Genomic DNA, 18869 nt, shown 5'->3' on the forward strand with positions numbered 1-18869 from the left:
AGTGAGAATGTTCCCGCTGGCTGTTTTTTATTACTGTTTTTTATTACTGTTTTTTTGCAACCTCACCCTGCTTTTTGTAAATAGATCCTGCATCCACACAAGTTCTCACACTGGACAGCGGGTAAATATTGCTGTTCTTTCCAATGACAGTTCCAGGATTCAGCACAGAGCCGCAGCCCACCTCTACCTCGTCGCCAATCATAGCGCCGAATTTCTTTAAGCCTGTTTCAATATCTCCGTCTTCTGCATGTACCTTTACCAACGCCTTGTCAGACTTTACATTAGAAGTAATGGAACCAGCTCCCATGTGCGCCTTGTAACCAAGAATGGAATCTCCCACATAATTGTAATGAGGAACCTGAACATTATCAAAAAGAATCACGTTCTTCAGCTCAGAAGAATTGCCTACTACTGCATTGGCTCCAATGATTACCTTTCCGCGAATAAATGCGCAGTGGCGAACTTCCGCCTCCGGTCCGATGATTACTGGTCCGATAATTCCTGCTGTCGGCGCAACCTTAGCGCTTTTGTGAATCCAGATTCCCTTTGCCGGATTCATATACTCATTTTTCGACAGGGATTCTCCCAGCTTTTCCACATACTCCCCAATATGGGCCAGAGCTTCCCAGGGATACTCAAACTGCTCCAACAAAGATTTGGCCATGGTGTGATCCAGACTGTAAAGATCCTTGATTTTCATTTCTGATTTCTTCATGTGATTCTACTCCTCCTGATATTTTATATTCATTTACTATCTGCGCTCCTGCTTTTTCCAGAGCGCATTTAGGGATAGTTTTTCCCTGCTGCCTCAAAAAATTCCCGCAGCTGATACTGGTTGTTCAGCTTCAGCACATTATAGGTCCGACCCGCCACAAACCGCTCCAGCTTTTCCATATATTCCTCCGGCGTAATGGTTCCCTCAGCCACATAGGTCAGTCCCTTTTCCCAGCTTGCAGTAAGCTCCGGATTCAGAAGCTGGCGGATGGATGCGTTTACCACATCAAAAATCAGTTCCCCCAGAAGGGTTGGCGTAATTATCTGCGTCTTTCCATTCAGGGCCAGGTATTTGATATTTACCAGCTTTTTCAGAATCTCCGCCCTGGTCGCACTGGTTCCGATTCCGCTTCCCTTAATCTGAGCCCGAAGATCCTCGTCCTCAATCAGCTGTCCGGCATTTTCCATAGCAAGAATCATGGAACCGGAAGAATAACGCTTCGGCGGAGAGGTTTCTCCCTCCTTAACAGAAAGACTGTTTACTGGGAATTCCATTCCCTTTTTCAGTCCTGCCAGGCGGGCTATAAACTCCGGATTCTCCAGATCCTTCTGATTGATCTCTGAATCCTCCTTATCCTCTCTCTCCAGGCCTTCTTTTCCATTTTCTCCGGTTCTGCTGCCTTTTTTTTCATTTTCTTCCGTTTTTCTTCCGCTTTTGGGAACAGCGGCAACCTTCAGATATCCTGGTTCTGTCAGTACCTTAAAGCTGGCAAAGAAATGCTCCCGATCCGCCTCCAGCTCCAGGGAATATTTCTGATACACTGCTGCCGGATAGAAAATACTTAAAAACCTTCTGGCAATCACCTCATATACCTTCATTCCCAGAGAATTTAAGCTGCGCAAAGCCCCGAAGCCCTGTCCCGTAGGAACAATGGCATAATGATCCGTGATCTGTTTGTCATTAACATACCTTGTTTTTTCAATGCCCTGGAAAGCCTTCCCTGCCAGAACCTCACTGGCAAAGCCGCCTACCGGCTCAAACCGCTGAAGGCCCTCAATATTCCTGTGAATCTCCTTCGCAACAGCCGTAGAAAGCACTCTGGCATCTGTACGAGGGTAAGTGACCAGCTTTTTCTCGTACAGCTCCTGCACCACCTTCAGCGTTTCATCGGGACTGATCTTAAACATCTTTGAACAGTCATTCTGCAGCTCTGCCAGGTTATACAGCAGGGGCGGATTCTTTGTTTCCTTCTTCTTTTCCGCCTTAATCAGGCGGGCAAGAAGCTGCGTCTCCTGCTGCAGAGCACAAATCAGCGCCTCTGCGTCCTCCCGCTTTTGAAATCCATTTTCCTTATAAAGCAGGGGAGACTGGAAATAGCGGGATCCCTCCACACTTCGCCACTCTCCGTCAAAGCTCATGCCCTGCATATCAAAGTTTCCGATCACCCGGTAAAAGGGCGTCTTTACAAAATCACGAATCTCCCGCTCTCTCCGAACCACCATGCCAAGAACACAGGTCATCACCCTTCCAACCGAGAGAACTGTCCAGTCTGTCTTCATATAGGAAGAAATCGCAGGGCCGTATTTTAATGTAAGAAGACGGGAAAAATTAATTCCCATCAGATAATCCTCTTTTGCCCGCAGGTACGCAGATGCCGCCAGATTGTCATATTCTTTCCAGTCTCTGGCCTCTCTGATTCCTCTAAGAATCTCCTCCTCTGTCTGGGAATCAATCCAAACCCGTCTTCGCTCTTTTCCATGAACTCCTGCCATCTGGTCCACCAGGCGGTAAATGTACTCTCCCTCCCGCCCGGAGTCTGTGCAGATGTAAATCATATCAATATCGCTTCGGTTTAACAGGCGGCTGACAATCTGAAATTGCTTTGACACTCCGTCAATCACCTGATACTTAAATTCCTTAGGCAAAAACGGCAGGGTCTGCAGACTCCACCGTTTATATTTGGGATCATAGGCTTCCGGATAGCTCATTGTAACAAGATGTCCCACACACCAGGTTACAACAGCCGTATCTGACTCCAGATAGCCGTCCGATCTCCGTGCCGAAATTTTCAGCGCATTGGCAAACTCCTGAGCCACGCTGGGCTTCTCGGCTATGTATAATGCTTTTCCCATAAATTCAGGATTCCTTTCTATTCTCTGTCCCGTTTCTCCTGCTTTGCCTGCTTCACTGCTTCTCCCATTTCTTTTTTCAGGGACTTCCAGGCATCCTCATGCTCTACATAATACTTGGGACAGTTTTTTCCCACCACATCATAATGGCGGATAATATCCCTCTCTGTCAGATTCAGCTCCGCGCAGAGCCATCCCGTCAGCCTTTTTAAGGCTTCTATTGTTTCAGAAGAAAATTCTCCCGATGCATCTGGATGGCAGCACTCAATGGAAACCGTATCCTCATTCCGGGGATAATTGGCATAGGCCACCTCATCTAAAGGAATGCACTGAAGGATCTCTCCGTCAATTCCGATAATATAATGGCTGCTGGCTGAGGTTGCCTTTTCTCCGGTCTGATTGGCCAGATTGTTGAAATAAGAACGGTTCTGCGCCGCCGTAGTTCCCGGATTGGCAACGTAATGAACCACAATGTGATTGATCTCCCTGCGCTTGGTTCCCGGTCTGGAATAGGGATTGATTTGGAGAAAGTCCTGGGTATACCACTCCGGTGCAGTCAGCTCTGACAGGCGGGGGCGATTTTTTTCCCGATACCAGCGGGCCATCAGCATACCTCCGGTAATCAAAACGGCAATCAAAAGGATGGTATCCAGGGTCAGAAGCGCAAGGGTCTTCTGTCTGAGCGTCATCCGGCGGTTTTTATTCTTTCGCTGTCTTCTGCTTCGTTTTCTGTTTTCCCGTTCTTCTCCCATTATAGTTTCATTCCTTCCTTCTGCAGGCATTTTCTGTTTCCGTATATTATATTCACCAAAACTGCTATTTTCTCGGATGAGCGCCTGTGTAGGCTTTTCTCAGAGGATCTTTTTGCAAATAAGTAATATAAGCCTGGGTGGTAGCAAGATCCGCATGGCCCAGCATAGTCTGCACTGCCTGGAGATCCGCGCCTCCGCTGATTAGATGGGCTGCAAAGGAATGGCGCAGAGTGTGGGGAGTAATATCTGTCTCAATCCCGGCCTTCTCGCCGTAGTACTTTACAATCTTCCAAAAGCCCTGACGTGACATGGGACTGCCGCTACAGTTGGTAAACAGCCAGGGAGATCCCTTTCCCTTCAGCAGCCGTACCCGAGCTGTATCCAGGTAATGCTTCAAGGATTCTCCTGCCGCTTTGCCAAAGGGAATCATCCGCTCTCTCTGTCCGTCCCGGCAGATAATAAAGCCTACTCCCAGATTCACATCCTCCATAGTCAGCCCAATCAGCTCAGAAACCCGAATACCGGTAGCATATAAAAGCTCCAGCATAGCTTTGTCCCGAACCTCCTTGGGAGAATCTCCGCTGGGCTGCTGTAAAAAGCGGTCTACCTCCTCTACGGTCAAAAAAACCGGCGCTTTCTTTTCGATCTTCGGGGTTTTTAAAAACTCGGCCGGATCCTTTCTGATGTTTCCCTGAATCATCTCATAATGAAAAAAAGATTTCATCGATGCAACGACACGGGAAATCGTTGTAGAAGCTTTCCCCTGCCCCTCCAGATATAAAATATAAGAATTCAGACTGGTCTTTGTCACCCGGGAAGGTTCGTCAATCCCCTGCTGTTTCAGATACTCCCATAACTGAGTCAAATCCCTTCGATAAGACATGGTCGTATTGACCGATGATTTTTTCACCTGCTGCAAATAGTCAATAAAAGCATCTATTTCTTCTGTCATTCCAATCTTCCTCAAACTCTCTTTCGTCCAAAATTACCGTATTTTTCTCATGTGTGTACCATTATATCCGCATTTTATCATAAAATCAAACACATTTTTCCCACTTTTCCTCTGCTTTTTTGATGCTTAACATAAAAAAATACAACATATGGAGCGCCGTTGTTTCCGGCTTCAATATGTTGTAAAAAAACAAAAAAAGTTTTTTCATAGGAGTATTTGGATTATTACAGCAGTTTCAAAAACAGAGGATTCAGGCGGATTTCTGCCAGTATACCCCCGGCAGTAAGACTGATTACCGCACTCCAGAACCTTCCTCTGCGTGCGGAAAGACCATACCCGTATCGATAAGCCAACAGTCCCCAGGCTGCCAGATAAAACAGCTGATGGGGAAAGCCGGATACCAGAAAGCACCACATTCCCTCCAGTCCTCTGCACCAGGTAAAAACTACCAGCGCAGTACTGCCTGCAAAGCCTGTTAAGACAAGAAGAAATGGTATTCCAAAATTCTGCATTCTGCTCCTGCAGATTCCTGCAGCTGCCACTGTCTGCGCCACTCGGACTGCCGCAATCCGATAGACTGCCGCCTTCTGTCCTTCTATGGCTCCAATCCATCCGTCTGTCACAAAACCATAAAGAGCCTGACCGTTAATCAGCCCAGAAGCAAACAGCCGGTTGACTCCCACTGCTCCCAGGAGCCAGCCGGCTGCCAGCCAGAAAAACAGAGCATATCTGCGTTTCGTCTCTCTCACCGCCGTTTTTTTCTATATGTACGCAGAAAAACGCCGGTCTATGACAGAGGAAGACTTATTTTCCGTATTTTCTGGCATAAGCGAGAATCGCCGCCGTTGTTTTTGCATCTGTCATTTTTCCTGAATAAATCAGTTCCAGCAAATCCTCCAGTTTCCAGCGCTCTACGTGAATCACCTCGTCCTCGTCCAGATTCTGTTTGGAAGGAATCAAATTTCTTGCAACAAAAATATCAATAAATTCGTCACAGAAGGCCACAGTTGTATTCATGCTCATCAGGTATTCCAGATGCTCGCAGCGATAACCAGTCTCCTCCTCCAGTTCCCGGTAAGCACACTCAATTTTCGGTTCTCCAGGCGCATCCAGCTTTCCTGCCGGAATCTCCAGAGTCTCCCGATCCAGAGCATTGCGGTACTGGCGAACCATCAGAAGGTATCCCTCATCATCCACAGCAACTACAGCAGCAGCTCCGTCATGATGTATAAAATCCCAGTGAGCCTCGTGACCATTGGCCATTACCGTATCTTCATAAATCTTTAAAATCGTTCCTGTATATTTTAACTGACGATCCAGACGAATCACCGCCGGAATCTGGTTTTGCCCTTCTTTGTTTTTTTCTTCCATCATCCCATCCTCTTTTCTGAAACATCTACTCTACTTTTGTTTATTTGATCTTCGTACACTTCTCGTAGCAGGCATCTGTAGCATGGAATACCGCTCCCCGCAGTCCGTTCTCTTCTAAAGCAGCCACCCCGGCAATGGTAGTTCCTCCCGGTGAGCAGACCTTATCCTTCAAAAGTCCTGGATGTTCTCCTGTCTCCAGCACCATTTTGGCACTACCAAGCACGGTCTGAGCAACCAGCTCATAGGCTGCAGCTCTGGGAATTCCGTATTTTACCACACTGTCTGCCAGCGCTTCCATAAACATGTATACATAAGCAGGAGAGCTTCCGCTGGCACAGACCACAGCATCCATCAGTTTTTCCTCCACCACAGTTATCCGGCCGAAGGACTGGAAAAATTGATGAATTACCTGAATTTCCTCCTGAGAAAGCTCTTCGGAATCATAAGAAACCCCGGTCATTCCCTCACCTACCAGCGCAGGAGTATTGGGCATAGCCCGAACAATCCGGCAAGGCTTTCCAAATCTCTTGCGGAGATTTTCCATCGTAATCCCAGGCGCAATGGAAATCACAATCTGACTTTCATCCACCGCATCACGAATTTCTTCCATCACTGCATCCAGCTGCTGCGGCTTCACTGCCAGCACCAGATATTTACAGGAGGAAGCGCAGGCCCGGTTATTCTCAGAAGGCTTTACATCTGTCCTGGCTGCAATATCCTGAATCTTTTCCTGATTTCTTGCAGAAAAGGTGATCTTCTCTGGACTGTATACCCCCAGAAGTCCCTTTAAAATGGCATAGCCCATATTGCCCATGCCGATGAAACCAAATTGATACATTCTGTCTGCCATTCTCTTTTCCCCCTGCCTTACAGCATTGCCTTTCCGCGGCAGTATGTCTGAAGCACCTGATAATCATCCTCCAGAACCACAATATCCGCATCGTAACCGGCTACCAGCTTGCCCTTTCTGTCATCTACGCCCAGGCATCTGGCCGGGTTAATGGTGCAGGCATTGATTGCCGCATCTACAGGAATCAGAGCGTCCTCAACCATAATCCGCAGTCCGCGGTTCATATAAAGGGTGCTTCCGGCAATGGTTTCTGTTCCTTTCAGATAAGCCAGTCCGTTCTCACGAATCTCTATGGAATGGCCGCCCAGCTCGTAATCGCCTCCCGGAGGACAGTGTTTTGCCCGAAGAGAGTCTGTAACGAGAATTCCGTAATCGCGTCCCTTAGCTGTCATGTAATTATTCAAAGCAGCCAGATGGCTGTGCTGTCCGTCTCCGATAATCTCACCGTAAATGTCACGCACCCGCATAGCCGTTCCCACAAGTCCCGGCTTTCTGTGATGATAGGGTGTCATTCCGTTGTATACATGAGTCATGGAAGTAGCGCCGTTGGCGATCCCCAGCAAAGCCTCCTCATAGGTTGCAGAAGAATGGCCCATGCTGACAACAACGCCTGTATCATGACAGTATTTGGTCAGAGCAAAGTCCGGATCATGCTCTGGAGCCATGGTAATATACCGAATCATACCCTTCGCTGCTTCCTGATACATGGAAAACTGCTCTACCGTAGGAACAGCAATTGCTTCCGGCGGCTGAGCGCCCTTGTAATCCATGTCAAGATATGGTCCCTCAAAATGGATGCCAAGGATCTCGGCCCCCTCATAGCCCTCTTCTGCAACCTTTGCTACATTGGCAACTGCCTTTGTCAGAACCTCCGGCATCTGAGTTACTGTCGTAGGAAGAATAGAGGTAACTCCCTCCTCTGGAATCCGAGCCATCCAGTCCCGAAGTCCCTCCGGCTCAGCATCATTCGTATCAAATCCATAAGCCCCATGTGTATGAACATCAATAAATCCCGGCAGAATCCGTTTACTGCCATAATCTACATCCGCCGGATGTGACTGATAAGCATGAACTCCCGCAATTTTTTCCCCCTGTACCTCCAGCTGCGCAGGCATAAACTGCCCGCAGATCCAGACTCTGGTGCTTTGAATAATCATAGAAATACCTCCTGCGTTTATATTAAAAAGAAGCTCGCGAGCTTCTCCGCCTGCGGCGGGTCGCTTCTGCAACAAAATTCTCTTCCACCGCATGGCGATCCTCGCGGAGCGTTTTTATGTCATAGGACACACTTTCCTATGGCATAAAAAATGAACCTGCCGTTATTATAACGCAGGTTCATAAAAAAATCCACAACAGGTATTTTATTTCTCGTTTGCCAGCTCCATCCGCACATTTTTTCCGCGGATTTTCACTCGCTTCATACACTCCAGCACTTCTCCGGCACAGTCCTCCGGAACCTCTACAAAAGTGTATTTATCGTACATATCAATGCTTCCAATCATCCGTCCGGAAATACCGGATTCTCCGGCAATGGCTCCCAGCACGTCTCCCGGCTTAATGTTCTGATCCCGTCCTACATTCAGGAAAAGCCTTGCCATTCCATTGTCCTGGCTCCGTCCCCGTCCGCCACGGCCGCTCCGCTGGCCTCTTGCGTCCCGTCCACGGCCATAACGTCCGTCCCGGCGTCCTCTTTGATCTTTTCCGCCCCAGGAATCCAGATCATCCAGGGAGCGTGCCGGCCGGCTGTCAATGATAATATCCTCATTACTTTCGCCCATATGCATCCGTAAAAGCGCTGCCGCCAGCTCTAACGAGGTATAATCCTCCTCCAGCAGCTTCTTTTCCAGAATGTGAACGATCGGGCTTAAATCCATCTCATTCATCACACAGCCTGCCTGTTCCAGAATCTTCTCTGCCTTAATCTCTGTAATATCATCCAGAGACGGCACTGCCTGAGGAATAATCTTTGTCTTGCAGTACCGCTGAATGTCCCGCAGTTTATAGACCTCCCGCCCTACAACAAAGCTGAACGCAATTCCGGTTCGTCCGGCCCGGCCGGTTCGTCCAATCCGGTGTACATAATACTCATCATCCTGAGGAATATCGTAGTTAAACACTGCCTCAACATCATCTACATCAATTCCACGGGCTGCCACATCCGTAGCCACCAGAATCTCCGTGCGTCCGTTCCGGAAGCTGTTCATAACCCGGTCTCTCTGGATCTGCTTCAGATCTCCGTGGAGTCCTTCTGCAAAATAGCCCCGTCCCTGAAGCTCGTCTACCAGCTCATCTACCTGCTTTTTTGTGTTGCAGAATGCCACAGACAGCTTGGGCGCATACAGATCCAGCAGACGGCACATAACCTCCACCTTGGTTCTGGGCTTTACTTCATAATAATACTGCGTCACCTTCGGTACCGTCAGCTCTTTTTTTACCACCCGGATCACCTGAGGATCCTTCTGGAAGCTTTCTGCAATTTTCTGGATTTCCGGCGGCATGGTTGCAGAAAACATAATCGTCTGACGCTCTGTCGGCAGCTGACTTAAAATAGTTTCCATGTCTTCCAGAAAGCCCATGTTCAGCATCTCATCTGCCTCATCCATAATCACTGTATGTACCTGATCAAACTTTACCGTTTTCCGGCGCATATGATCCATCACCCGGCCCGGAGTTCCGATAATAATCTGGGTGCCGTCCTTCAAACCCTTAATCTGACGTACAATATCCTGTCCTCCGTAAATCGGAAGGACCTTGATGCCATGCATATACTTTGCCAGACTGCGGATCTCCTCTGCCACCTGGATGGCCAGCTCTCTGGTGGGACACAGAGCTACCGCCTGCAGCTTTTTGTTTTTCGGATCAATTTTCTGCAGAAGGGGAATTCCAAAGGCTGCTGTTTTTCCTGTACCAGTCTGCGCCTGACCAATCATATCCACGCCCTCCAGCTGTACAGGAATAGACTTTGCCTGAATCGGGGATGCCTCTTCAAAACCCATATCTGCAACTGCCCGCAAAATCCGGTCGTCTAACTGTAAATCTTCAAATCTCACTGATTCCATTCTATATTTTCTCCTTTAACGATCTCTGCCCCAGGCAGAGGTTTCCAATCTCAAAACTAAATTGAGAGGGTTCAAGTGAATCCCCTGAATCCTCTCATAGTATACGAAGAATAATACTATCATAAATAAATGGGAATGTCAAACAGACTGTATGGATTTTTCTGTTTTTTTATAAGCCATTTATGATATAATTCTATCATGTTCTATTCTAACAAGGATGAATGGAGGAAATGCTTATGTGTACAGCAGTCACTTATCAAACAAAAGATCATTATTTTGGAAGAACTCTGGATTTAGAATACTCCTATCAGGAAACCGTTACCGTTACCCCAAGGAATTTCCCCTTCCACTTCCGAAACGGGAAAACTCTGTCCAGCCACGGAGCAATCATCGGAATGGCTACTGTTATGGATGGTTACCCTCTGTATTACGAGGCAGCCAATGAATGGGGACTGGCTGTAGCCGGATTAAATTTCCCGGGAAATGCACATTACTTCCCGGCAGATCCGGAAAAAATCAACATTGCTCCCTTTGAACTGATTCCCTGGCTTCTTGGTCAGTGCAAGACTCTGTCTGAGGTTCGCCGCTGCCTGTCGGAGATAAATCTATGGAAGGAAAACTTTGCAGACCAGCTTCCTCTCTCTCCTCTGCACTGGATGATTTCTGACAAAGACGCTTCTATTACAGTAGAGTGTGTAAAAAGCGGGTTAAAAATCTACGAAAACCCGGTAGGAGTTCTTACCAATAACCCCTGCTTTGACTACCACATGATTCACTTGACAGAATTTATCAATCTGACCTGTTATTCTCCGGAAAACCGATTTGGCCAGGTAGAACTGCGCCCTTACTGCAAAGGCATGGGGGCCATCGGACTTCCCGGCGATTTATCCTCTGCCTCTAGATTTGTCCGGGCCGCCTATGTAAAGCTTAATTCCGTATCCGGAGACAGTGAATTAGAAAGCATCAGCCAGTTTTTCCATATTCTTGGCTCTGTAGAGCAGCAGAGGGGCTGTGTCCGCCTAGATGACGGCTCCTACGAAATTACTGGTTATACCTCCTGTATCAACACCGACCGGGGAATTTATTATTATACAACCTATGAAAATCAGTGCATCAGCGCCGTGGATATGCACCGCTGTAATCTGGATGGAAATACACTGTATTCCTATCCTCTTACAAAAGAACAGATGATAAACTTCCAGAATTAAACAAAACCGCCAGAAGCCGGTTGATCTTTTCTCTGTAATGAGATATATTTATACCTGCGCGTTTAAATACTGACAAAAAGGAGAAACAGACATCATGGTAAGAAAATATACAGGAAACAAGGCTTCTGTAAAGACAGCAGAGGCTCTGGCAAGAGAAGGATTAAAACAGGAAGAAAAGGCAGAGAAGGCGATGGAAGCTCAAAAAAAGCCGGCGGCTCTGTCTCTGTGCTTTCAGTGCAATGGTTTTCAGCTAAGTCCAAAGGATGTGGAGGATGCTGTTAAAAAAGATATGGAACAGAAGGGCTATACAGCCAGAGAAATCCAGATTTATGTGAATATGGAGGAAGCGGCTGCCTATTATGTGCTGGATGGAACCGCTGGCGAGGATTACTGCGTAATTTTAAGATAATCCCCAATTCGCAAAGTTCTGCCTGCAGGCAGTCAAAAAGCCGCATCATCAGCTATTCCTCTGGTGATGCGGCTTTTGTATTCTTTATTCTGTTTGAAATAGAAAGCTCCGGCGCTTTTATACCTTAAACCGATACCCCACTCCCCAGATAGTTTCAATATACTGGGGCTTTGCTGTGTTGAACTCGATCTTTTCCCGAATTTTCTTAATATGCACTGTCACGGTTGCAATATCACCAATGGATTCCATATCCCAGATTTTCGAAAACAGCTCCTCCTTGGTAAAAACATGGTTGGGATTCTGGGCCAGGAAGGTTAAAAGGTCAAACTCCTTGGTGGTAAAATTCTTCTCTTCCCCGTTGATCCACACCCTTCTGGCCGTCTTGTCAATCTTCAGGCCACGGATTTCAATAATCTCATTTTCCGGACTTCCACTGCCAATCAATCTCTCATACCGGGCCAGATGAGCCTTTACACGGGCCACCATCTCACTGGGACTGAAGGGCTTTGTCATATAATCATCTGCGCCCAGACCCAGGCCGCGGATTTTGTCAATGTCTTCTTTTTTGGCAGAAATCATAATAATAGGGGTATTCTTTACCTCCCGAAATCTCCGACAGATCTCAAATCCATCCAATCCCGGAAGCATCAGATCCAGAATCAGAAGATCGAAATCCTCTTCCAGAGCCCGCTTCAGCCCCTGGTTTCCTTCCTCCTCCAAAGCCACCTCAAAACCGCTCAGCTCCAGATAATCTTTTTCCAGCTCTGCAATGCTGCTCTCATCCTCAATGATCAAGATCCTACTCACTTTGTAATACCTCCTGATATTTTCTCAGCACAATGTGCATCTCTGTGCCCATGCCTTCCTTGCTGGTGGCCCATATCCGGCCTCCATGATCCTCCACAATTTTGCGGACAATGGAAAGTCCGATTCCGCTTCCTCCCTGTGACGAATTCCGGGAAGAATCTGTGCGGTAAAACCGGTCAAAAATACACGGCAGATCCTTAGCTGCAATGCCTCGCCCGTTATCCTCAATCTCGATCTGGATAAAATCTCCTACATCCTTGATCCGAATATTGATAATCCCCTTGGGCTTGTCCATATATTTTACAGAATTGCTGATAATATTGTTGATCACCCGCTTCATCTGTTCCGCATCGGCAATCACAACTACATCATCACTGACATAGTTAAAATACCCCAGCTCAATGTTCCTGGAGTCCATGTCCAGTCCTACTTCCTCCACACAGTCTCCGAAATAGCTGTTTACATTGATCTTATTGAACTCATAGGGAATCTTGTTGGTATCAATCTTGGAGTAAAAGGTCAGCTCATCAATCAGCCGATCCATGTCATTGGCCTTGTTGTAGATCGTTCGGATATACTTGTCCAGCTTTTCCGGGGAAGAGGCCACGCCATCCATGATGCCCTCCACATAACCCTTGATTGCTGTAATCGGCGTTTTTAAATCGTGGGAGATGTTGCTGATCAGTTCCTTATTTTCGATATCATACTGAATTTTTTCCTCCGCATTCTCCTTCAGGCGAATACGCATCTCCTCAAAATCCTGACAAAGCTCTCCAATCTCGTCATCCTCCTCCACTTCCAGGGTAAAGTCCAGATTGCCGTCCCGAATCTTTCTCGTAGCCTCCTGCAGCTTGCTTAAGGGCCGCAAAACAGAACGGTACACCCAGAGCGTCAGCGCTGCGCATACAAAAATCAGAATCATCACACCAGTTACCAACATCTGTATCATCACGGCCCGGACCTCCGGACCAAACCGGTTAAACTGGTGAAGCACAAACAGCTGTCCCATGGAAATCACCATGCCTACAAACACAATGGGGAGCAGGCTGAAGGTGAGAAATGCAATGGCGAGGCGTGTTTTTAATTTCATAAAAAATGCACCCCTTTCAGGCAGACTCCTCAGTGAGAAAACTGCCTCACTTAATAAGTATACCATAAGAAGTGCATAAAGAGTATAAAACTATTCTAAATTTTCGCTAATTGCCGCATTCTACGCTGATTTCATTGAATTTATCCAGGATCTCTTCAATCCGCAGAACTTTTTTCTCTTCTCCGCCCTTATCCATAATTGCTTCTCCCTGATGCATCATAATGAGACGGCTGCCGTATTCTACCGCATAGCGGAGGTTATGAGTTACCATGATGGTTGTCAAATGCTTTTCTTTTACCACCTGATCCGTCAATTCCATAATAATTTCAGCCGTCTTCGGATCCAGTGCTGCCGTGTGCTCATCCAGAATCAAAAACTCAATCGGCGTCATGGTGGACATCAAAAGCGCCATGGCCTGCCGCTGTCCGCCGGAGAGCACACCGACCTTCACATGAAGCTTATCCTCCAGGCCCAGTCCCAGGCTTTTTAGCTGTTCGCGATAAAAGTCAATCCTCTGCCGGTTGGTTCCTGGCAGCAGATTAAAGGGCTTTCCCTTGTTGTCTGCCAGTGCCATATTCTCCAGAATGGTCATGGACGGACAGGTTCCCATAGCCGGATTCTGATAAACCCGGCCAATCCGCCTCTGCCGCTTATATTCCGGCATATGGGTAATATCCTTTTCTCCGATACGGATAGAGCCGGCATCCAGAGGAATGCTTCCGCAAATCAGATTCAGGAGAGAGGTTTTACCAGAACCATTGGATCCTACTACAGACACAAATTCTCCGTCACCGATTGTCAGGGAAAAATCATCAAACAGACGCATTTCATTGACTGTACCGGTATTATAATATTTTTGAATATGATTTAACTCAAGCATGGGCTTTTCTCCTCTCCTTCTGATTGCTGGCAACCAGGATAACCAGAAACAGTACTGCTGTAATCAGTTTTAAATCCGAAGCAGCCATGCCCAGAGCAATAGCCGCAGATACGCAGCCCTTATAAACGATGGAACCGAAAACAACAGCGGTGGTGGTCTTCACTGCGCCAAACCGTTTCAGAAGCTTCGTTCCGATAATCACGCTGGCAAGACCGATGACCATGGTTCCCGTTCCAGTGCTGATTTCAAAAAATCCCTTCTGCTGACAGTAAACACTGCCGGACAAAGCCACAAAGCCATTGGCCAGAGCCAGACCAATAATTTTAACTGTTCCCTTGTTTTTTGCCAGAGAGGTTACCAAAACCTCATTATCTCCTGCAGCCCGCAGAAGATATCCGGCTCTGGTCTTTAAAAACAGATCCAAAAGCACCTTGCAAATTCCCACAATCACCAGAAGAAGGATACTTACAGTCCAGGGCTTTAAGGCTTCCGGTACCGCCGTGTTCAAAAAGCTGTTGCCAAAAATCGTCTCCTTGCTGAAAATCGGCAGATTGGATTTGCCTGCAATCCTCAGATTGACTGAGTAGAGAGCCGTCATTACAATAATTCCGGACAGCAGATCCCGCACCTTCAGCTTTACATGAATCAGACCGGTAATGCACCCTGCCGCCATTCCCGCAAAAAAGCTTATAAACAGCGCAGCTGCCGGATGCACTCCCTTTAAAATCACCATGGCCGTCACTGCCGCTCCCATGGGAAAGGTTCCGTCTACGGACAGATCCGGAAAATCAAGAATTTTGTAGGTAATATACAGGCCCAGAGCCATAATGGCATAAATCAGACCTTCCTCAATAACGCCGATTACAATAGACATGAAGCATTTCTCCCTAACATTTTATTTTCCACCGCTGCTTTTTGATAACCAGACCGTCTCCAGTTATTCTGCTGCAATCTGATCAAACATCTCTGCTGCAGAGCCGGATAACTCTTCTGGAATCGTAATTCCCAGGTTTTCTGCAACGGCGCTGTTTCCATAGAAGGCTGCCTGTTCGATTACCTCAAACTTCATTTCCTCCGCCTTTTTCTCTCCCCGAAGCACCTGAGCTGCCATCCGTCCCGTCTGCTCACCCAGGCTGATGTAATCCAGTCCCATAGCTGCCAGACATCCGATTTTTACCTGTTCTACCTCACTTCCAAATACAGGAATTCCCTTCTTTCCTGCCTTATCAAGAATCAGCGGCAGAGAACTTACCACCGTATTATCTGTCAGGTTCGTCATGCAGTCTACCTTTTCCAGAAGAGAATCTGCTGCCAGCGGAATATCTGCCGGAGAGGATACGCCGCTTTCCACAATCTCAAATCCATATTCCGAAGCTGCCTCCTTGTATTCTTCAATCGCGGAAATTGAGTTTACCTCACTGGTGCTGTACATGATTCCAATGGTTTTTGCATCAGGAAGCATGGTGCGAATCATTTCCAGCTGATTCTCTACAGGAAGCTTATCGCTGGTACCGGTAATATTTCCCACCGGAGTTCCATCTTCTGCTGCCAGCTCTGCAAGAACCGGATCCGTAACTGCTGTATAAATAACCGGCACGCCGGTATCCTTTGCCGCGCTGTATGCACTCTGGGCAATCGGAGTTGCGATGGCGCAAATGAGATCCACCTTCTTGGCCAGGAAATTATCCATAATCTGGCTGGAGGTTCCTCCGTCTGTCTGGGCATTTTCATAAAGCACCGTCAGATTTTCCCCTTCTTTAAAGCCCTCTTTTTCCAGTCCCTGTAAAAAACCGGTGCGGCAGTTGTCTAAAGAGCCGTGCTCTGCAAACTGTCCAATGCCAATGGTATAAGCCTCTGCCTCCGGGGCTGTTCCAGCCTCTTGTGTACCGGCTGCCTCTGTTTTTGCTGTCTCAGCGCCTTTTGATGCTTCTGAGTTATTTCCGGAACATCCTGCCATTACCATTGCCGCTGCTGCCATCATTACTGCCATAACATGTTTTCTCATCATTTTTTCCTCCTGAACGCTTCTTGTTTTTTCTCCGCTGCGGCTTTGCCGTCAGCGAAGGGAAATGAAACAGATTCATGCAGGTATAGGGAGGGAACAAAGAATTGATCCTCGCGGAGCGTTTTTATATCATAGAACATAAAAAAAGTCCCAGATACAGTTTCCTGTATCTGAGACGAATTAACAAATCCGCGGTACCACTCAAATTGGCCTTTGCCCACTTACTCCGTATACAAACATATACGCCACCAGATAACGGTTGTGGTCTCCGTCAGCTCCTACTGTCCGTTCACGAAAAGGCTTCCATACTGACTGTAAATTCTATCTGGAAATCCCGCCCCGCTTCCGGCTTCAAAGCTGCCCTCGAAAGTCCATTCAGCAAATCCGTCCATACTGCAATCCCACCGCCTGCAGCTCTCTGTGATTTTCGGTATTAAGCCTACTCCTCTTTCTCATCGGTTTTTTGTATTGGTCTTATCATACGCCGCTGTCTGCTGTTTGTCAACTGTTTTTTTGAAAAAAATTTGTCTGACATTTTTATTTTTGTCTCCCCGCTTCCGGTCAATTCTCCCTGGCTATAGATTCAGCCGCTCATAGCTCTGGGAAAGACTGGCTTCCAGCCGCTCCTTCAAAGCCGCATATTCCTCTCCCTCCAGGGTAGGATCCTCGTCCAGAATCCGGTTTACTTCCTCTGAAACAGTCTTTAACAGACCGGCATCTGTGTAAATATCTGCCAGCTTGAATTCCATGTCTCCGCTCTGGCGAATACCGAAAAAGTCTCCCGGTCCCCGCAGCTTCAAATCCTCAGAGGCAATATAAAAGCCGTCGTTGGATCGGTTTAATATATCCAGCCGCTCCTGAGTTCCCTCCTGATCCGAGCAGTTGACCATAATGCAGTAGGACTGATGGCTTCCCCGGCCAACCCGCCCCCGCAGCTGATGAAGCTGGGCCAGGCCGAAGCGCTCGGCATTTTCAATCATCATTACTGTGGCATTGGGCACGTTGACGCCGACTTCCACTACAGTTGTAGAAACCAGCACCTGGATTTCCCCGGCAGCAAAACGCTCCATAATCTGATTTTTCTCTTTTCCCTTCATCTTTCCGTGAAGATATTCCACAGTAATGGTTTCCGGCAGCTTCTGACGTAAAAGCTTGGTGTAATCCAGCACATTCTCCGCCTCAATCATTTCGCTTGCCTCCACCATGGGACAGATCACATACGCCTGCCGTCCTGCCGCCACCTCTCTTGCAATAAACTGATAGGCCCTCTCCCGATATCCGGTATTCACCACGCAGTTTTTAATGGGCAGACGGTTGGCCGGCATCTGATCAATTACAGAAATATCCAGATCTCCATAAAGGATAATTGCCAGAGTCCGCGGAATCGGTGTGGCGCTCATAACCAGCACATGGGGAAGCGAGCCATTTTCCTGGCCCTTGCTGCCCAAAGCCTCCCTCTGTCCGACTCCGAAACGGTGCTGCTCATCTGTAATCACCAGCCCCAGTCGGTGATAATGAACCTTTTCCTGAATCAGCGCATGGGTTCCCACAATAATATCTGCCTCGTGAGAAGCAATTTTTTCATAGGCAGTCCGTTTTTCCTTTGCTGTCATGGAGCCAGTCACAAGGACTGCTGTTTTTTCAATGTTATAGGTTTTAAAAAGCCCGGTAATGGATTCAAAATGCTGTCTTGCCAAAACCTCCGTAGGAGCCATCAAAGCGCCCTGAAAACCATTACAGGCCGTCTGGAGCAGGGCCAGCACTGCGATAATGGTTTTTCCGGAGCCCACATCTCCCTGAATCAGACGGTTCATCACCAGACCGCTTTCCAGATCCCGGCTGACCTCCTTCAAAACCTTATTCTGGGCTTCTGTCAGGCTGTAGGGCAGAGCTTCTATCAGCTGATCCACCTGGGAAGCGTGGCTCATAACAAAAGAACTCCTGCAGTCCTGGCGTTTTTCCTTCAGCCTCCGCACTGCCAGAAGAAAAAAGAAAAATTCGTCAAATACAAGACGTTTTCTTGCAAAAAGGAGCTCCTGACGGCTGGAAGGAAAGTGGATATGCTCTATTGCATAATTATATTCCGCCAGCTCATATTTTTCCCGGAGAGAGGGAGGCAGATATTCCCGCTCCAGCTGCCTTTGCTCCAGCGCCTGAGCCACAGCCCGGACAATGGCCTTATTTCCCAGTCCCTTCGTCTGTCCGTATATGGGCTGCATGGAATCCCTGACTGCCTCATAGGCTTCCGGCGTAAAAATCTCCGGCTGCTCCATGGTCAGACGTCCGCCTTTTTTCACTGCTCTTCCCCGGAATACCAGAAACTGCCCCATCTGCAGAGTATTCCGCAGATAGGGCATGTTATACCAGGTCAGCTGCAGGCTGCCCGTCATATCTTTTACTGTAGCAACAATTACCTGTATATTTTTGAACCGGCGGACAGAAGGCGTCTTTAACAGCTGGCCCGCAACCGCCGCCGTGGTGTTTTCCTGAAGCTTTCCCACAGGCACCGGCTCTTCATAGGCATCATAGGCTCTGGGATAATCGTGAAGCAGATCCTCCACTGTACAAACCCCAAGCCGCGCAAAAAGTCCTGCTGTCTTTTCTCCGATTCCCTTTAAACTTGTAACTGGTTCCTGGTTCAT

The 18869-nt window shown here is 47.7% G+C and carries 17 protein-coding genes and 1 other annotated feature; of the genes, 2 read left to right on the top strand and 15 right to left on the bottom strand.

Translation table 11 applies throughout. From position 1 onward, the window contains the following. Positions 1–43 precede the first annotated feature (43 nt). From ACESON_RS02995 to ACESON_RS03035, 9 genes are all read right to left on the bottom strand, one after another. On the bottom strand, positions 44–715 hold the full coding sequence (locus ACESON_RS02995; protein WP_373108436.1) for a UDP-N-acetylglucosamine pyrophosphorylase: 672 nt from the start codon (positions 713–715) through the stop codon (positions 44–46). A 68-nt stretch (positions 716–783) separates the two neighbouring features. Further along, on the bottom strand, positions 784–2847 hold the full coding sequence (locus tag ACESON_RS03000; RefSeq protein WP_373108438.1) for a DNA topoisomerase: 2064 nt from the start codon (positions 2845–2847) through the stop codon (positions 784–786). A gap of 17 nt (positions 2848–2864) precedes the next feature. Further along, on the bottom strand, positions 2865–3596 hold the full coding sequence (locus tag ACESON_RS03005; protein WP_177960245.1) for an N-acetylmuramoyl-L-alanine amidase: 732 nt from the start codon (positions 3594–3596) through the stop codon (positions 2865–2867). Between the two features lie 64 nt (positions 3597–3660). Next, positions 3661–4548 carry a tyrosine recombinase gene (locus tag ACESON_RS03010; RefSeq protein ID WP_177960246.1) on the bottom strand — a complete coding sequence of 296 codons (888 nt, stop codon included), beginning with the start codon at positions 4546–4548 and terminating at the stop codon, positions 3661–3663. A gap of 224 nt (positions 4549–4772) precedes the next feature. Beyond that, positions 4773–5297, bottom strand: a complete 525-nt coding sequence (locus tag ACESON_RS03015) for a hypothetical protein (protein WP_177960247.1) — start codon at positions 5295–5297, stop codon at positions 4773–4775. A 55-nt stretch (positions 5298–5352) separates the two neighbouring features. After that, a complete protein-coding gene (locus ACESON_RS03020; protein WP_373108441.1) occupies positions 5353–5922 on the bottom strand; it encodes an NUDIX hydrolase in 570 nt (189 codons plus the stop codon). Between the two features lie 37 nt (positions 5923–5959). After that, positions 5960–6757: a pyrroline-5-carboxylate reductase gene (gene proC / locus ACESON_RS03025; RefSeq protein ID WP_177960261.1), complete on the bottom strand. Its 798-nt coding sequence runs from the start codon at positions 6755–6757 to the stop codon at positions 5960–5962. Between the two features lie 29 nt (positions 6758–6786). Then, the gene (gene nagA / locus ACESON_RS03030) at positions 6787–7926 is read right to left on the bottom strand and encodes an N-acetylglucosamine-6-phosphate deacetylase (protein ID WP_177960248.1); all 1140 of its coding nucleotides are present in this window, start codon (positions 7924–7926) and stop codon (positions 6787–6789) included. 204 nt (positions 7927–8130) lie between these two features. After that, positions 8131–9828 carry a DEAD/DEAH box helicase gene (locus tag ACESON_RS03035; RefSeq protein ID WP_177960249.1) on the bottom strand — a complete coding sequence of 566 codons (1698 nt, stop codon included), beginning with the start codon at positions 9826–9828 and terminating at the stop codon, positions 8131–8133. A 236-nt stretch (positions 9829–10064) separates the two neighbouring features. Here ACESON_RS03035 and bsh point away from each other — a divergent pair, with 236 nt between their 5' ends. Both bsh and ACESON_RS03045 read left to right on the top strand, forming a co-directional pair. Then, a complete protein-coding gene (gene bsh, locus ACESON_RS03040) occupies positions 10065–11036 on the top strand; it encodes a choloylglycine hydrolase (RefSeq protein ID WP_373108444.1) in 972 nt (323 codons plus the stop codon). A gap of 94 nt (positions 11037–11130) precedes the next feature. Next, a complete protein-coding gene (locus ACESON_RS03045; protein ID WP_373108446.1) occupies positions 11131–11445 on the top strand; it encodes a DUF6465 family protein in 315 nt (104 codons plus the stop codon). 117 nt (positions 11446–11562) lie between these two features. On the opposite strand, the gene ACESON_RS03050 is transcribed toward ACESON_RS03045, so the two are convergent. From ACESON_RS03050 to recG, 6 genes are all read right to left on the bottom strand, one after another. After that, complete coding sequence (locus tag ACESON_RS03050) at positions 11563–12252, bottom strand: response regulator (protein WP_177960252.1); 690 nt, start codon at positions 12250–12252, stop codon at positions 11563–11565. Then, positions 12245–13273, bottom strand: a complete 1029-nt coding sequence (locus ACESON_RS03055) for a sensor histidine kinase (RefSeq protein WP_373108614.1) — start codon at positions 13271–13273, stop codon at positions 12245–12247. The genes ACESON_RS03050 and ACESON_RS03055 overlap by 8 nt, the downstream gene beginning before the upstream one ends. A 175-nt stretch (positions 13274–13448) precedes the next feature. Next, the gene (locus ACESON_RS03060) at positions 13449–14222 is read right to left on the bottom strand and encodes an ATP-binding cassette domain-containing protein (RefSeq protein WP_177960254.1); all 774 of its coding nucleotides are present in this window, start codon (positions 14220–14222) and stop codon (positions 13449–13451) included. Continuing rightward, on the bottom strand, positions 14215–15096 hold the full coding sequence (locus tag ACESON_RS03065) for an ABC transporter permease (RefSeq protein WP_177960255.1): 882 nt from the start codon (positions 15094–15096) through the stop codon (positions 14215–14217). The genes ACESON_RS03060 and ACESON_RS03065 overlap by 8 nt, the downstream gene beginning before the upstream one ends. A gap of 63 nt (positions 15097–15159) precedes the next feature. Then, positions 15160–16227: an ABC transporter substrate-binding protein gene (locus ACESON_RS03070; RefSeq protein WP_373108615.1), complete on the bottom strand. Its 1068-nt coding sequence runs from the start codon at positions 16225–16227 to the stop codon at positions 15160–15162. A gap of 168 nt (positions 16228–16395) precedes the next feature. Continuing rightward, positions 16396–16692, bottom strand: a binding site (T-box leader). A gap of 110 nt (positions 16693–16802) precedes the next feature. Beyond that, the gene (gene recG, locus ACESON_RS03075) at positions 16803–18869 is read right to left on the bottom strand and encodes an ATP-dependent DNA helicase RecG (protein WP_373108448.1); all 2067 of its coding nucleotides are present in this window, start codon (positions 18867–18869) and stop codon (positions 16803–16805) included.

The organism is Lachnoclostridium sp. Marseille-P6806 (genome assembly GCF_964238185.1).
In the GTDB taxonomy this organism is placed as follows: domain Bacteria; phylum Bacillota; class Clostridia; order Lachnospirales; family Lachnospiraceae; genus Brotaphodocola.

Excerpts from the sequence above, each read along its gene's own strand:
- ACESON_RS03070 (WP_373108615.1), bottom strand. The coding sequence starts at position 16,227 with ATGAGAAAACATGTTATGGCAGTAATGATGGCAGCAGCGGCAATGGTA.
- ACESON_RS03010 (WP_177960246.1), bottom strand. The coding sequence starts at position 4,548 with ATGACAGAAGAAATAGATGCTTTTATTGACTATTTGCAGCAGGTGAAA.
- ACESON_RS03000 (WP_373108438.1), bottom strand. The coding sequence starts at position 2,847 with ATGGGAAAAGCATTATACATAGCCGAGAAGCCCAGCGTGGCTCAGGAG.
- nagA (WP_177960248.1), bottom strand. The coding sequence starts at position 7,926 with ATGATTATTCAAAGCACCAGAGTCTGGATCTGCGGGCAGTTTATGCCT.
- ACESON_RS03020 (WP_373108441.1), bottom strand. The coding sequence starts at position 5,922 with ATGATGGAAGAAAAAAACAAAGAAGGGCAAAACCAGATTCCGGCGGTG.
- recG (WP_373108448.1), bottom strand. The coding sequence starts at position 18,869 with ATGAACCAGGAACCAGTTACAAGTTTAAAGGGAATCGGAGAAAAGACA.
- proC (WP_177960261.1), bottom strand. The coding sequence starts at position 6,757 with ATGTATCAATTTGGTTTCATCGGCATGGGCAATATGGGCTATGCCATT.
- ACESON_RS03060 (WP_177960254.1), bottom strand. The coding sequence starts at position 14,222 with ATGCTTGAGTTAAATCATATTCAAAAATATTATAATACCGGTACAGTC.
- ACESON_RS03065 (WP_177960255.1), bottom strand. The coding sequence starts at position 15,096 with ATGTCTATTGTAATCGGCGTTATTGAGGAAGGTCTGATTTATGCCATT.
- ACESON_RS03045 (WP_373108446.1), top strand. The coding sequence starts at position 11,131 with ATGGTAAGAAAATATACAGGAAACAAGGCTTCTGTAAAGACAGCAGAG.
- bsh (WP_373108444.1), top strand. The coding sequence starts at position 10,065 with ATGTGTACAGCAGTCACTTATCAAACAAAAGATCATTATTTTGGAAGA.
- ACESON_RS02995 (WP_373108436.1), bottom strand. The coding sequence starts at position 715 with ATGAAGAAATCAGAAATGAAAATCAAGGATCTTTACAGTCTGGATCAC.
- ACESON_RS03035 (WP_177960249.1), bottom strand. The coding sequence starts at position 9,828 with ATGGAATCAGTGAGATTTGAAGATTTACAGTTAGACGACCGGATTTTG.
- ACESON_RS03055 (WP_373108614.1), bottom strand. The coding sequence starts at position 13,273 with ATGGTGATTTCCATGGGACAGCTGTTTGTGCTTCACCAGTTTAACCGG.
- ACESON_RS03005 (WP_177960245.1), bottom strand. The coding sequence starts at position 3,596 with ATGGGAGAAGAACGGGAAAACAGAAAACGAAGCAGAAGACAGCGAAAG.